Here is a 14,834-nt window from a genome sequence, read left to right as displayed (position 1 = left end):
CCTCACCCACGATTACGAAGTTCTAAGTGAATCCGACGATAGCCATAATTTCCCTTGTGCTCAGTGTAGATGCCTTGAATCATCTGCTTTAATTCGCTATCCTTATCATCTTTCTCAGCTTACTTCAGCTGATAATAATAGGTAGCACGGGCTAATTGAGCTGTTGTTAGGAGGATATCTAGTCGGAATCCTCCCTCAACCATTTCTCTAATTGTTTCTGCCTTTCTCTCGCTAAGGCTTCATCCCTGAGGCGCAGTTCCCTCAACTTTTTTAGATAGGCCACCTCAATTTGTAGACGTTCATTTTCTTCCTGAAGTCGCTCCAGCTCTGTCATTTCTTCCCAAGTTTTCTTTGGTTTACGTCCCATTTTAGGTATCCTTCCTCTAGGTTTCTCAAGAATAGCATACCCGTTTTTCTTGTATTGCGCTATCCAATTAGGTAGTGTCCCTATATTTGGCAGTGCGTAATCCAGTGAAACGTCTAGTTGAGAACGGCCTCTTAGTAGAACTTCATTTATGATTTCCTCTTTCAGCTCTGGTGAATAGTAGTTGTTTTTCCCTTTTTGGGCACAGTCTAAGCCATGTTTGTCAATCAGTCGGACCAAGTATTGGAGATGAGCTTTATTCACATCAAATTTTTGGCTGAGTTGTGGCCAAGTCCAACCTAATTGTTTTAAGTGATAGATTTCAACTTTATCGTTAGCGTTTAATGTCATAAGAAAAGCACCCCAATCGTTAGATTTTCTGTCCAACTTTTAGGGTGCAGTTCACATATACAAAATAAAAAAGAGCCGAAGCTCTGATATAGTCCGTACGGGATTCGAACCCGTGTTACCGCCGTGAAAAGGCGGTGTCTTAACCCCTTGACCAACGGACCATATAATTTCTACTCCGCCAACAGGGCTCGAACCTGTGACATCATGATTAACAGTCATGCGCTCTACCAACTGAGCTATGGCGGAATCCAGCTAAGCAACTACCGTATCTCACAGGGGGCAACCCCCAACTACTTCAGGCGTTCTAGGGCTTAACTTCTGTGTTCGGCATGGGTACAGGTGTATCTCCTAGGCTATCGTCACTTAACTGTGAATGAATTCGTATGAGAAAAAATTCCTCATTACTCATATTGTCCATTCAAAATTGAATATCTATATTCTAACAAGAAAACCTCTTGCTGTCAATATTGACTCGTGAGTAATTGTACTCGGGCTAAATCCTTGGAAAAAAGATAACCTGCCTTGTATGCAAGCATACTGCGTTAGGTTCCTATTTTTCAAGCGGATTTGACGCCCTCGTTACTTAGTTTGGATAAGTCCTCGGACGATTAGTATTGGTCCGCTACATGCCTCACAGCACTTCCACTCCCAACCTATCTACCTCATCTTCTCTAAGGGTCCTTACTGATTCAAAATCATGGGAAATCTCATCTTGAGGTGGGTTTCACACTTAGATGCTTTCAGCGTTTATCCCGTCCCTACATAGCTACCCAGCGATGCCTTTGGCAAGACAACTGGTACACCAGCGGTAAGTCCACTCTGGTCCTCTCGTACTAGGAGCAGATCCTCTCAAATTTCCTACGCCCGCGACGGATAGGGACCGAACTGTCTCACGACGTTCTGAACCCAGCTCGCGTGCCGCTTTAATGGGCGAACAGCCCAACCCTTGGGACCGACTACAGCCCCAGGATGCGACGAGCCGACATCGAGGTGCCAAACCTCCCCGTCGATGTGAACTCTTGGGGGAGATAAGCCTGTTATCCCCAGGGTAGCTTTTATCCGTTGAGCGATGGCCCTTCCATACGGAACCACCGGATCACTAAGCCCGACTTTCGTCCCTGCTCGAGTTGTAGCTCTCGCAGTCAAGCTCCCTTATACCTTTACACTCTGCGATTGATTTCCAACCAATCTGAGGGAACCTTTGGGCGCCTCCGTTACCTTTTAGGAGGCGACCGCCCCAGTCAAACTGCCCGTCAGACACTGTCTCCGATAGGGATTACCTATCTGGGTTAGAGTAGCCATAACACAAGGGTAGTATCCCAACAGCGCCTCAAACGAAACTGGCGTCCCGTTCTCTTAGGCTCCTACCTATCCTGTACATGTGGTACAGATACTCAATATCAAACTGCAGTAAAGCTCCATGGGGTCTTTCCGTCCTGTCGCGGGTAACCTGCATCTTCACAGGTACTAAAATTTCACCGAGTCTCTCGTTGAGACAGTGCCCAAATCATTACGCCTTTCGTGCGGGTCGGAACTTACCCGACAAGGAATTTCGCTACCTTAGGACCGTTATAGTTACGGCCGCCGTTTACTGGGGCTTCAATTCATACCTTCGCTTACGCTAAGCACTCCTCTTAACCTTCCAGCACCGGGCAGGCGTCACCCCCTATACATCATCTTACGATTTAGCAGAGAGCTGTGTTTTTGATAAACAGTTGCTTGGGCCTATTCACTGCGGCTGTCCATAAGACAGCACCCCTTCTCCCGAAGTTACGGGGTCATTTTGCCGAGTTCCTTAACGAGAGTTCTCTCGATCACCTGAGGCTACTCGCCTCGACTACCTGTGTCGGTTTGCGGTACGGGTAGAGTATGATACATCGCTAGAAGCTTTTCTTGGCAGTGTGACGTCACTAACTTCGCTACTAAACTTCGCTCCCCATCACAGCTCAACCTTAAAGATACAAGCATTTAACTCATACCAAGCCTCACTGCTTAGACGGGCTCTTCCATTCGCCCGCTTTAGTTAGCCTACTGCGTCCCTCCATCACTTCATACTCTAGTACAGGAATATCAACCTGTTGGCCATCGGATACACCCTTCGGTCTCTCCTTAGGTCCCGACTAACCCAGGGCGGACGAGCCTTCCCCTGGAAACCTTAGTCTTACGGTGGATGGGATTCTCACCCATCTTTCGCTACTCATACCGGCATTCTCACTTCTATACGCTCCAGCACTCCTCACGGTATGCCTTCACCGCATATAGAACGCTCTCCTACCATGACCTCAAAGGTCATCCACAGCTTCGGTAAACTATTTTAGCCCCGGTACATTTTCGGCGCAGGGTCACTCGACTAGTGAGCTATTACGCACTCTTTGAATGAATAGCTGCTTCTAAGCTAACATCCTAGTTGTCTGTGCAACCCCACATCCTTTTCCACTTAATAGTTATTTTGGGACCTTAGCTGGTGGTCTGGGCTGTTTCCCTTTCGACTACGGATCTTAGCACTCGCAGTCTGACTGCCGACCATAATTACTTGGCATTCGGAGTTTATCTGAAATCAGTAAACCGAGATGGCCCCCTCATCCAAACAGTGCTCTACCTCCAAGAATCTTTATGTCAACGCTAGCCCTAAAGCTATTTCGGAGAGAACCAGCTATCTCCAAGTTCGTTTGGAATTTCTCCGCTACCCACAAGTCATCCAAGCACTTTTCAACGTGCCCTGGTTCGGTCCTCCAGTGCGTCTTACCGCACCTTCAACCTGCTCATGGGTAGGTCACATGGTTTCGGGTCTACGTCATAATACTAATGCGCCCTTTTCAGACTCGGTTTCCCTTCGGCTCCGTCTCTTCAACTTAACCTCGCATCATAACGTAACTCGCCGGTTCATTCTACAAAAGGCACGCTCTCACCCATTAACGGGCTCGAACTTCTTGTAGGCACACGGTTTCAGGTTCTATTTCACTCCCCTTCCGGGGTACTTTTCACCTTTCCCTCACGGTACTGGTTCACTATCGGTCACTAGAGAGTATTTAGGGTTGGGAGATGGTCCTCCCGGATTCCGACGAGATTTCGCGTGTCTCGCCGTACTCAGGATACTGCTAGGTATATCATCGATTTCGACTACAGGGCTATTACCTCCTCTGGCTGACCTTCCCAAGTCATTCGTCTATCAATCATAAGTCCACATTGCAGTCCTACAACCCCAGAGAGTAAACTCTCTGGTTTGCCCTCCTGCCGGTTCGCTCGCCGCTACTAAGGCAATCGCTTTTGCTTTCTCTTCCTGCAGCTACTTAGATGTTTCAGTTCACTGCGTCTTCCCTCCTACACCCTTAACAGATGTGGATACTAGCCATCTAGCTAGTGGGTTCCCCCATTCGGACATCCATGGATCAATGCTTACTTACAGCTCCCCAAGGCATTTCGTCGTTTGTCACGTCCTTCTTCGGCTTCTAGTGCCAAGGCATCCACCGTGCGCCCTTATTAACTTAACCTTATTAACCTAGTTCTTTTAACTAGAATTCTCATTAATTCACAGCGTTTCGGTTTATTTTCTTGTTACTATTCATTTATTTCTTAAAATAAATGGAATTTGATATAGATATTCAATTTTCAATGGACAAAGATAGGATACAAAGACCGTTCCCACAATGGGACATTTTTGTAGAAAAATAGGAAACTGACGAAGTGTGCCTTGCACACTAGGAAGTTTATCTCTTTTCCTAGAAAATGAGGTCGTGTTCAACTACTTGAACTTTTGTATTCTGTTTGGTAACTTTCGTTACCGATGGAGCCTAGCGGGATCGAACCGCTGACCTCCTGCGTGCAAAGCAGGCGCTCTCCCAGCTGAGCTAAGGCCCCACAGACCTCTCAAAATTGAAGAAGACTACGTACAGGATTCCGAGCAAGTGTATTCGAACTAAATTCCTAGTGAAAATGATAAATTCCCTTGAAGTCTACTGACTTCTATACGAATTTCCTATCTTCATACGGATTTCGTAACGTTCTCATTACTTGCTTATCCTTAGAAAGGAGGTGATCCAGCCGCACCTTCCGATACGGCTACCTTGTTACGACTTCACCCCAATCATCTATCCCACCTTAGGCGGCTGGCTCCTTAACGGTTACCTCACCGACTTCGGGTGTTACAAACTCTCGTGGTGTGACGGGCGGTGTGTACAAGGCCCGGGAACGTATTCACCGCGGCGTGCTGATCCGCGATTACTAGCGATTCCGACTTCATGTAGGCGAGTTGCAGCCTACAATCCGAACTGAGACTGGCTTTAAGAGATTAGCTTGCCGTCACCGACTTGCGACTCGTTGTACCAGCCATTGTAGCACGTGTGTAGCCCAGGTCATAAGGGGCATGATGATTTGACGTCATCCCCACCTTCCTCCGGTTTATTACCGGCAGTCTCGCTAGAGTGCCCAACTGAATGATGGCAACTAACAATAGGGGTTGCGCTCGTTGCGGGACTTAACCCAACATCTCACGACACGAGCTGACGACAACCATGCACCACCTGTCTCCAGTGCTCCGAAGAGAAACCCTATCTCTAGGGCGGTCACTGGGATGTCAAGACCTGGTAAGGTTCTTCGCGTTGCTTCGAATTAAACCACATGCTCCACCGCTTGTGCGGGCCCCCGTCAATTCCTTTGAGTTTCAGCCTTGCGGCCGTACTCCCCAGGCGGAGTGCTTAATGCGTTAGCTGCGGCACTGAGTCCCGGAAAGGACCCAACACCTAGCACTCATCGTTTACGGCGTGGACTACCAGGGTATCTAATCCTGTTCGCTACCCACGCTTTCGAGCCTCAGCGTCAGTTACAGACCAGAGAGCCGCTTTCGCCACCGGTGTTCCTCCATATATCTACGCATTTCACCGCTACACATGGAATTCCACTCTCCCCTTCTGCACTCAAGTTCCGCAGTTTCCAAAGCGTACTATGGTTAAGCCACAGCCTTTTACTTCAGACTTACGAAACCGCCTGCGCTCGCTTTACGCCCAATAAATCCGGACAACGCTCGGGACCTACGTATTACCGCGGCTGCTGGCACGTAGTTAGCCGTCCCTTTCTGGTAAGATACCGTCACTGTGAGAACTTTCCACTCTCTCACACGTTCTTCTCTTACAACAGAGCTTTACGATCCGAAAACCTTCTTCACTCACGCGGCGTTGCTCGGTCAGGGTTCCCCCCATTGCCGAAGATTCCCTACTGCTGCCTCCCGTAGGAGTCTGGGCCGTGTCTCAGTCCCAGTGTGGCCGATCACCCTCTCAGGTCGGCTATGTATCGTTGCCTTGGTAGGCCTTTACCCCACCAACTAGCTAATACAACGCAGGTCCATCTGATAGTGAAGCAGTTGCTCCTTTTAAGCTCCAATGATGCCACTAAAGCTCTTATGCGGTATTAGCTATCGTTTCCAATAGTTATCCCCCGCTATCAGGCAGGTTACCTACGCGTTACTCACCCGTTCGCGACTCAACTTCTCAGATGTTTCCGAAGAAACGGATGAAAAGTTGCGTTCCACTTGCATGTATTAGGCACGCCGCCAGCGTTCGTCCTGAGCCAGGATCAAACTCTCATATAAAGTTTTTTTCTGGTCAGTCTCTACTGACTTATTGTTTTTGTTCATTGACGGACTTCTATCTTTAAAAGTCCACCCTGCACGTTTGGTTCGTCTTCTTCAATTTTCAAAGGTCTTATTACTTGTCCTCGCTTCTCACGAGACAACTATCTTAGTTTATCACGTCTACTTAACTTTGTCAATATCTTTTTTTACTTTTTTTTGCTTTTTTTCATTTTTGATATCTGACACTATGAATTACTCCTCGTGACAACTCATTCATTCTATCACCTTATTAAGCTACTGTCAATACCTTTTTTTATCCTTTCCTTTAAAATTCTAACCTACGACTCGCTACTATCTTCAAAATGGAGGAAAGAATGTTAAAGAGATTTAAGTAAAATTCTTTTTAGGGATACTATAAAAGTCGCTAGTTTAGACTAACGACTTCTACAATATTTATACACGCTCAACTTTGCCTGATTTAAGAGCACGAGCTGAAGCCCAAACTTTTTTAGGTTTACCATCAATCAAAACAGTAACTTTTTGAAGATTTGGTTTAACTGCGCGTTTAGTCTGGTTCATAGCGTGTGAGCGGTTGTTACCTGATACAGTCTTACGACCAGTAAAATAACATACTTTAGCCATTTATGTCTTCCTCCTCATTTGATCAAATATATCGGATGTGCTAGCACCACATACCATAACATTCTAACAGAATCTTTTGTTCTTGGCAAGGATTATTTTCATTTTTTTGTATTATAGATTATGGATATGGCACAACGAAGCGATTGTATTTTAAGGAGTTAAGAATCCTTTGATTACAAAACCACCAAAGTTCAAGTGTCTTTTGTTAGCTCACTTGGGAAAACTGTCTAGATAGCCCACACCTGTGTTACTCTTCTAATAAGTTCGTAATTGCTAATCATACTGAGTCGCTCTCTGGCAAGCATTCTTTTTGCTCTGCCAAATGTTGCACGTAAACATTGAAAAAGGAATCAATACTAATCTCTAAAATTATTTACAATTATTTTGGATCAAGCAATGATACTTTCCATTAGGACGTTTCCTATTTATTCTATTATTTAAATAGAGAAAAGTCCCTCATTTTGAAGGACTTTAATTGGTTTGTTATGCTTTGTTTGCTGAACCGAATACATCAATACGCTCTTCAACAGAAGCTTGGATAGCTTTCACACCATCTGCCAAGAATTTACGTGGATCGAAAAGTTTTTTCTTGTCGTACTCTGCTTCGTTTGCTTCATAAGCAGCTGCAAATTTACGTGTTGCATTTGCAAAAGCAATTTGGCACTCTGTATTAACGTTAACCTTAGCAACACCCAACTTGATAGCTTCTTGGATTTGCTCATCTGGAATACCTGAGCCACCGTGCAATACGATTGGGAAACCTGGAACTGCTTCAGTCAGTTTACGCAAGTGATCAAGATCTAGACCTTCCCAATTTGCTGGATATGGACCATGGATGTTACCAATACCAGCTGCCAAGAAGTCAATACCAGTCGCAACCATTGCTACTGCATCTTCAATTGGAGCCAACTCACCGCTACCTACGATACCGTCTTCTTCACCACCGATAGTACCTACTTCAGCTTCAACTGAGATTCCTTTAGCGTGTGCTAATTCAACAACTTCCTTAGCTTTTGCAAGGTTTTCTTCCACTGGAAGGTGCGAACCATCAAACATGATAGAAGTATAACCAACTTCAATACATTCAAGTGCATCTTCGTAGTGACCATGGTCAAGATGAATTGCGACAGGAACTGTGATATTCATTGATTCAATCAAATTTGCAATCAAGTTACGAGCTACTTTGTAACCACCCATATACTTAGCTGCACCCATAGAAGTTTGGATAAGCACTGGAGCTTGTTTTGCTTCTGCTGCACGCAAGATAGCTTGAGTCCACTCAAGGTTGTTTGTGTTAAATCCGCCAACTGCATAACCGTTGTCACGCGCCGCTTGGACAAATTTTTCTGCTGAAACTAATGGCATTTCGATAGCCTCCTAATATTTTTTGAGGTTACACCTCATACCTTTCTATTCTACCATTTTTATTTTGAAAATGCTAGCTGAAATCATCTAGTTTTGAGAAAATTTTCACATATCTTTTCATTAAAAAGAAAAGCAATGATATTTTAACAAAGGTTAGGGATTATGATTAACTCTTTTCGTCACAACAAAAAAAGACTAGCCTGAGCTAGTCCACCATGCGGAGAGTGGGACTTGAACCCACACGACCTAAAGCGGTCACAGGATCCTTAGTCCTGCGCGTCTGCCAATTCCGCCATCCCCGCTTAACACAAGAAACAGTATACCACGGGAATATCCTCTTGTCAATACTTTTTTGAAAAATACTTAAAAAATCATTATTTTCAATTTTAGAGGGCTACTCTAAAATTAAAACTTAGTTATTCATTTTTAGTTCTATCAATGATAGCCTTTTAAAATATTTTCTTGATAAACATGAGCAACGAGACTTCAAAGCAGTAAGATATTCCATTGAAAATAGAGGTCTTTTCCCTCTTACTTACATTTACAGTAATTACAAAGAGGCAGGATTCTGTATATCGCTCCCAAAAGTTAGTTTTTCTGTCTACCATTTGGGGCAATTTAAGTGTATTCCCACCTCTTCTATTTTTTATATTGTTCTTATTTGAGTAGTAGCTTATTTTTCATTCTTGATGGCAGCTGTTACAAAGGCGGTGTAAAGACCTTCCGGACGGTTAGGGCGAGATTGGAGTTCTGGATGGTATTGACAAGCTACAAAAAATTTATTTTCTGGAATTTCTACAATTTCTACCAATCGGTTATCTGGCGATACTCCTGAAAAAACAAAACCAGCTTGCTCAAATTGTTGACGGAAATCATTATTAAACTCATAGCGGTGACGGTGGCGACGCTGCACTACTTCTTGATTATCGTAGGCAGCAGCAGCTTTTGAACCTTGTTTAAGCTTGCTTGGATATAAACCTACGCGCAAAGTTCCACCCAAATCTTCCACTCCAATTTGATCGCGCATAATGTCAATGATTGGGTACTTGGTATCTGGATCTAATTCAAAGCTATTGGCTCCTTCTAAGCCGAGAACATGACGAGCAAATTCTACGCAGGTAAGCTGCATACCAAGGCAAACTCCTAACATGGGAACATCATTTTCACGGGCATAGCGAATGGCTTGAATTTTCCCTTCTGTACCACGTTGTCCAAAACCACCAGGAACGATAATCCCTTGGGCTCGTCCAAGATGTTCCGCTACATTTTCAGCTGTCAAATCATTGGCATTAACCCAGTCTAGGTCAATGGCTGTATCATTGGCATAGCCAGAATGCTTGAGAGCCTCAACGACTGATATGTAGGCATCTTGCAACTCTACATATTTGCCAACCAAAGCAATTTTGACTTTTTTCTTGAGAGCAAGAACCTTATCCACCATAGCTGACCATTCCGTCATATCTGCAGGAGGTACATCTAATTTCAAGTGATCACAAACGATTTGATCCATATTTTGCGCCTGCATATTGAGTGGAATTTGATAGAGATGTTCTACATCCAAGGACTCAATAACCGCTTCTGGAGCCACATCGCAAAATTGAGCCAATTTATTTTTGATGTTCTGACCTGCTGGTTGCTCTGTGCGAATAACAAGCATATTGGGTTGAATGCCTAAACCTCGCAGCTCTTTTACAGAATGCTGAGTCGGTTTTGTCTTCATTTCACCTGCTACTTTGAGATATGGCAAAAGCGTAGTATGGATATACATAACATTATCTGAGCCTACATCCGCTTTCATCTGACGGAGAGCTTCAAGAAATGGCAAACTTTCTATATCACCAACTGTTCCGCCCACTTCTGTAATAATAACATCTGCATCCGTTGTATAAGCGGCACGCTTGATTTTATCTTTCAAAGCATCTGTGATATGAGGAATAACCTGAACAGTCGCACCAAGGTACTCTCCCTTACGTTCTTTACGGAGAACTTCGCTATAAATTTTTCCTGTTGTAACATTGGAATATTTATTAAGGTTGATGTCAATAAAGCGTTCATAGTGTCCAAGATCCAGATCTGTTTCTGCACCATCATCTGTCACAAAAACTTCTCCGTGTTGGTAGGGACTCATCGTTCCAGGATCTATATTTATATAGGGATCAAATTTCTGAATGGTAACTTTTAAACCACGGTTTTTCAATAAGCGCCCAAGGCTGGCTGCTACAATACCTTTTCCAATGGAAGAAACAACACCACCTGTTACAAAAATATATTTTGTCATGCAAACTCCTTTTCTATGATTCATGTTAACCGAAAGCAGGCTTGGGTTTACCCTCAGTACCATGAGGAAAAAACAAAAACAGCTCCCTAATCACTAGGGAGCTCCGACCTCAAAAAGAGGCGCCCGATAATATCTTATCGCAGTTTGATAATCTTGTCAAATCAAAATCTACTCGTCAGCCACTTCTTCATCCGAGTATTCATCATCGTCTTCTCCTAAATCAACGTCTTCATCTTCCAAATCAGCATCTGGAATAATCTCGTTAATTTCTGAGTCGTATGATTCGACTTCATCCTTCTCATCATCTGGAGATTCATCATCGTATTCTGATGATGAATCCCCAGAATAGTTGTCTTCATCCTCCGGATCATCGTTTCCGTAGTCAATTGCGTCTTCATCACCATCCATAAAAGCATTCACACGCTTTTTCTTACGTTTTGGTGCGTCTTCATCATCCTCTTCGAGTGTGATAACTTCCTCATCAATCTCATCGATGGCATACCACGAACGAAGTCCCCATTTATTCTCACCAAGAGGGATAAAGCTGCCATCTACATTTAAATCAGAATAGAAGATTGGGAGCGCTGCACGAATCTCACTATTTGACTTTTCAAGATAATTTTGTATTTCATTAACTAAGTCATTAAAATACATTTCATTGTCACGTCCACGCTCTTCCAAAATAGCACGAGCTACTTCAATCATGGAAAGTTCACTTTTTTCTTGTCCTGCAAATACATTAAGTTCCAAGGTTTTTCTCCTTTTTTGTCTTTCCTTCCTATTTTACGCTAAAATGGCTAAATAGTCAAAGATAAGATGAGCATTCTTACTAAAGCTCAAAGTAGAAAAAAGGAATTTCTAAGAACAAATCATTTTGGATATTGTCTTCATCTGAACTGACCTCTAATCCCTCACTTTAATTCTTGGGCTAAAGTTTCTAAGACTTTTTCTAGATTTTCCAAGTAAGATAGATTATTTTCTGGATCAGCTTCTAGAGGATCTAATATCTTCAAGCTAACCCCAGTTGAACTGGCTAAAGCTTTAGCCAATTTGTCTGACGAACCTTTTTCTGTAAAAATCGTTTTAACCTTATAGGTATCAACAAATTCTTTTATTTCTGCTAGCTTTCTCGGACTAGGTTCTTCCTCGGATACCCCAGCAATCCCCAACTGCTTAAGTCCAAATCGTTGAGCTGTATAAGAAAAAGCTGTATGTTGTGTTACAAAAGTCTTTGATTTGGCTTTAGCAAAAATAGGGCTATATTTATCAGCTAATTTTTGTGCAGCTTCCTTCAGTTTTTCGGCATTTTTTTTATAATACTCAGCATTAGTAGGGTCACTTTTGGCAAGTAGGTCTCCTATCTCAAGGGCTTCCTGTCCTGCTAAAATGGGGTCTAGCCAAGTATGAGGATCATATAACGTCGCTTCATCAATCCCCTGCCCTGCTTCCATATCCTCTAAACCTGGAACTTTAGCTAAAGGTAAATTTGTCGAAGCTTCCAGAACCTTGACAGATGAACCTTGCAGATTCGACCCTAGTCGTCCTGCCCATGACTCTAAAATTCTAGAATGATAGATGAATACATCTGCATCATGTATTGCTTTTATGTCAGCAGCAGAAGGTTCATAAGAATGAATTCCGCTCCGTGAGCCAATCATACGAACGTCATTCTTATCACCAGATACTTCCTTAACCAACGAATAAATAGGATAAAACGAGGTGACAATCTTTAAGCCAGTTTGAGTTTGATTTGCTCCTTTTTGAACTGAGCATGATGCTAAAACCAAACCCAACAAGGTCAATAAGAATGTCTTTATAATTTTCTTTAACATATTTTCCTCCTCTTGTTAATCAGTTAACTATATCACAAGGAAGTTAACCAGTCAAGTTATTTCCAGAAAATGTACACTACACAAATGAAAAACACTTATAGATTATTTTATATATATATCCATTTTGAAAAATGCGAGTTCCTCAAGAGTGTACTAACACTAATCAAAAATCCCAATAACTTTTTTATATAAAATTGTTGGAACGTCATTTTTGAAGATAGAATTTCCTATCTTGGTCATATTCAAAATCGCATGCGCAAACATAGATAAAATGCTACGAGAATATTTTTCTCCAAAGAAAAAACTCGACCGCAGTCGAGCTTTTATCAGGCTATTATTTTACAGTTGCTGTGCTAGTGATTAGTTCTACTGCCTTCTTAACGGCAATGTCATGTTTTAACATTTCTGGTGAAAGTAGGCTGCGAACTTGCGCAACATCCATCTTATAGGTTGTTGCCAACTCTTCAATTTCCTTGTTGATTTCTTCTTCAGTTGCTTCAAAACCTTCTGCTTTAGCTACTGCCTCGACAACCAAGTTTGTTTTTGTACGCTTTTCAGCATCAACTTCGTGTTGTTTGTGGAGATCTTCGCGAGTTGTACCAGTAATTTGGAAGTACATATCTGGTGAAATACCCTGCTGTTGCATACCACCCAAGAATTCATTGATAGAGCGATGAACTTCTTCGTGAATCATTTCTTCTGGCAAATCAACAATTTCAGCATTTTCTACTGCTAAATCAAGAGCCGCTGCTTCAACCGCATCGTCAAAGGCAACTTCTTTGCTAGCCTCTAATTCTTTGCGGTATTTTGCCTTCAATTCATCAAGTGTTTCTACTTCTTCGTCAATGTCTTTTGCTAATTCATCATCCAAGGCAGGAACTTCTTTTGCTTTTACTTCGTGGATTTTTGTTACAAAGAGAGCTGGTTTGCCTGCAAGATCAGTCGCTTGGTAATCTTCAGGGAAAGTAACTTCGACATTTACCTCTTCTCCAGCCGAGTGACCAACCAACTGGGCTTCAAAACCTGGGATGAATTGACCTGATCCAAGTCCAAGTGAGAAGTTTTCACCCTTGCCACCATCAAACTCAACACCATCAATTGATCCAACAAAATCAATAACAACTGTATCGCCTTCGGCTGCTGGGCCTTCTTTAATCACCAACTCAGCTAAGTTGTTACGCTCGCGTTCAATCTTAGCATCTACTTCTTCATCAGTTACCTCTTTAGTAGCTTCTACTGAAACTACCAAATTTTTGTAATCACCCAATTTCACTTCAGGTTTTGTAACAACTTCTGCAGTAATTGTCCAGTCTTGACCTTTCTCCATTGACACAACATCAATTTTTGGTTGTGCAACCACCTCAAGTCCTGCTTCAGCAACCGCTGCCTCATAAGCAGTTGGTAAAAGCGCATTAACAGCGTCTTGGTAAAGAGCCTCTTCACCAAATTTTTGATTGAAAACAGCACGTGGTAAGTGACCTTTACGGAAACCTGGAAGATTGATATCTTTTTTTACTTTGTTGAAAACGCGATCCAATTCTGGTTTGATTACTTCTTGACTAATTGTAAACGTCAAAACACCGCGGTTTGTTTCTTTTGCTTCAAATGATACAGACATTCTGTCATTCTCCTTAAAATTTTATTGCATACTCTTCATTATAACACAAATGACAGGGATTTCAACGATTTTATAACCTGCTTTGGGTAATGCCATGTTTCTTTACCTAGCAACCGCCCTTGTATCCTTACTGCTTACAAACCAAACAAACCTACTGAAATATTTGTTTTGAAGATGGTTGTCTCTCACAATTCATCATCAGGCTGTTGTCCATCATGAGGCTGCCATTGACAATCTGTCAGCTTCATATTTGAGAATGTAGCTGTAAAGCTAGAGTCTTCTGGTGAGCAGGCGTATAGTCCAAAGGAAATCTTTCCTCTTCCCTCATAAAAATGACATATACGCATTTGTCTAAAATGGATTCCATCCTCAGAATTTTCAAAGCAGTAGTCCGCCCCTCTGCGGCTGAGGCGGAACCACATGGACTTGACAGTTGCTGAAATCTCAGTGGTAGCCCAATCTGAATAGCCATGATTAGTCACCACACTACCTAGGTGCTGGAAGTCTTCATTTTCGTACTCAATAGAGCATTTTAGCCAATTTTCGGAGTCCTGATAAACCACGATTCCACATTGGTCAAAGCGGGTATGGCTAGCAGAAAAATCTGTCTTGACAGTAAATGAAAAATATTCCTCCTCCGTCTCCATCTGTAAAACCGGTGCATTGTCATTTACAAAATGGTAGTAAGTTTTTTGCCAAAGATCGGTGTACGGCTCTGTTGTTATGGAAATCTCTGTTTCTGTGATAGTAAATGTCTGGGGTGGACGTGTCCACTGTAAATCCTTTGTCAAGAAAGCTCTCATCATCTACTCCTTTTA

At 42.7% G+C, this 14,834-nt stretch carries 7 protein-coding genes, 4 tRNA genes, 3 rRNA genes and 1 pseudogene; all 15 read right to left on the bottom strand.

Going from position 1 to position 14,834, the window contains the following annotated elements; all coding sequences use genetic code 11:
- Positions 1 to 5: 5 nt before the first annotated feature.
- A pseudogene (locus tag BZG42_RS01695) lies at positions 6 to 715 on the bottom strand (IS3 family transposase); the annotation flags it as partial.
- 89 nt (positions 716 to 804) lie between these two features.
- Positions 805 to 876 (bottom strand) — tRNA-Glu (locus BZG42_RS01685).
- Positions 877 to 888: 12 nt separating this feature from the next.
- Positions 889 to 961 (bottom strand) — tRNA-Asn (locus tag BZG42_RS01680).
- A gap of 5 nt (positions 962 to 966) precedes the next feature.
- A 5S ribosomal RNA gene (gene rrf / locus BZG42_RS01675) occupies positions 967 to 1,082 on the bottom strand.
- 221 nt (positions 1,083 to 1,303) lie between these two features.
- Positions 1,304 to 4,206, bottom strand: a 23S ribosomal RNA gene (locus BZG42_RS01670).
- 294 nt (positions 4,207 to 4,500) lie between these two features.
- A tRNA-Ala gene (locus BZG42_RS01665) sits at positions 4,501 to 4,573 on the bottom strand.
- 167 nt (positions 4,574 to 4,740) lie between these two features.
- Positions 4,741 to 6,299 (bottom strand): 16S ribosomal RNA (locus BZG42_RS01660).
- The 16S, 23S and 5S rRNA genes sit together here with 3 tRNA genes alongside, the layout of an rRNA operon.
- 435 nt (positions 6,300 to 6,734) lie before the next feature.
- Entirely contained in the window at positions 6,735 to 6,923 is a 189-nt protein-coding gene (gene rpmB / locus BZG42_RS01655) for a 50S ribosomal protein L28 (RefSeq protein ID WP_001140948.1), read from the bottom strand.
- Between the two features lie 483 nt (positions 6,924 to 7,406).
- Positions 7,407 to 8,288: a class II fructose-bisphosphate aldolase gene (locus BZG42_RS01650; protein WP_024531616.1), complete on the bottom strand. Its 882-nt coding sequence runs from the start codon at positions 8,286 to 8,288 to the stop codon at positions 7,407 to 7,409.
- A 216-nt stretch (positions 8,289 to 8,504) separates the two neighbouring features.
- Positions 8,505 to 8,590: transfer RNA gene (locus BZG42_RS01645), tRNA-Leu, on the bottom strand.
- 371 nt (positions 8,591 to 8,961) lie between these two features.
- Positions 8,962 to 10,566, bottom strand: a complete 1,605-nt coding sequence (locus tag BZG42_RS01640; RefSeq protein WP_024531617.1) for a CTP synthase — start codon at positions 10,564 to 10,566, stop codon at positions 8,962 to 8,964.
- Positions 10,567 to 10,734: 168 nt separating this feature from the next.
- Positions 10,735 to 11,316, bottom strand: a complete 582-nt coding sequence (rpoE, locus tag BZG42_RS01635; RefSeq protein ID WP_120171319.1) for a DNA-directed RNA polymerase subunit delta — start codon at positions 11,314 to 11,316, stop codon at positions 10,735 to 10,737.
- Positions 11,317 to 11,477: 161 nt separating this feature from the next.
- The gene (locus tag BZG42_RS01630) at positions 11,478 to 12,398 is read right to left on the bottom strand and encodes a metal ABC transporter solute-binding protein, Zn/Mn family (protein WP_155995624.1); all 921 of its coding nucleotides are present in this window, start codon (positions 12,396 to 12,398) and stop codon (positions 11,478 to 11,480) included.
- A 334-nt stretch (positions 12,399 to 12,732) separates the two neighbouring features.
- The gene (gene tig, locus BZG42_RS01625; protein ID WP_155995622.1) at positions 12,733 to 14,016 is read right to left on the bottom strand and encodes a trigger factor; all 1,284 of its coding nucleotides are present in this window, start codon (positions 14,014 to 14,016) and stop codon (positions 12,733 to 12,735) included.
- 185 nt (positions 14,017 to 14,201) lie between these two features.
- Positions 14,202 to 14,819, bottom strand: a complete 618-nt coding sequence (locus tag BZG42_RS01620; RefSeq protein WP_024531621.1) for a DUF1349 domain-containing protein — start codon at positions 14,817 to 14,819, stop codon at positions 14,202 to 14,204.
- Positions 14,820 to 14,834: the final 15 nt, after the last annotated feature.

Origin of the sequence: Streptococcus sp. DAT741 (assembly GCF_009866825.1) — a bacterium.
Lineage (GTDB): Bacteria > Bacillota > Bacilli > Lactobacillales > Streptococcaceae > Streptococcus > Streptococcus ruminantium.
This window is presented reverse-complemented; position numbering and strand designations above follow the sequence as displayed.

Excerpts from the sequence above, each read along its gene's own strand:
- rpmB (WP_001140948.1), bottom strand. The coding sequence starts at position 6,923 with ATGGCTAAAGTATGTTATTTTACTGGTCGTAAGACTGTATCAGGTAAC.
- BZG42_RS01650 (WP_024531616.1), bottom strand. The coding sequence starts at position 8,288 with ATGCCATTAGTTTCAGCAGAAAAATTTGTCCAAGCGGCGCGTGACAAC.
- BZG42_RS01640 (WP_024531617.1), bottom strand. The coding sequence starts at position 10,566 with ATGACAAAATATATTTTTGTAACAGGTGGTGTTGTTTCTTCCATTGGA.
- BZG42_RS01630 (WP_155995624.1), bottom strand. The coding sequence starts at position 12,398 with ATGTTAAAGAAAATTATAAAGACATTCTTATTGACCTTGTTGGGTTTG.
- tig (WP_155995622.1), bottom strand. The coding sequence starts at position 14,016 with ATGTCTGTATCATTTGAAGCAAAAGAAACAAACCGCGGTGTTTTGACG.
- BZG42_RS01620 (WP_024531621.1), bottom strand. The coding sequence starts at position 14,819 with ATGAGAGCTTTCTTGACAAAGGATTTACAGTGGACACGTCCACCCCAG.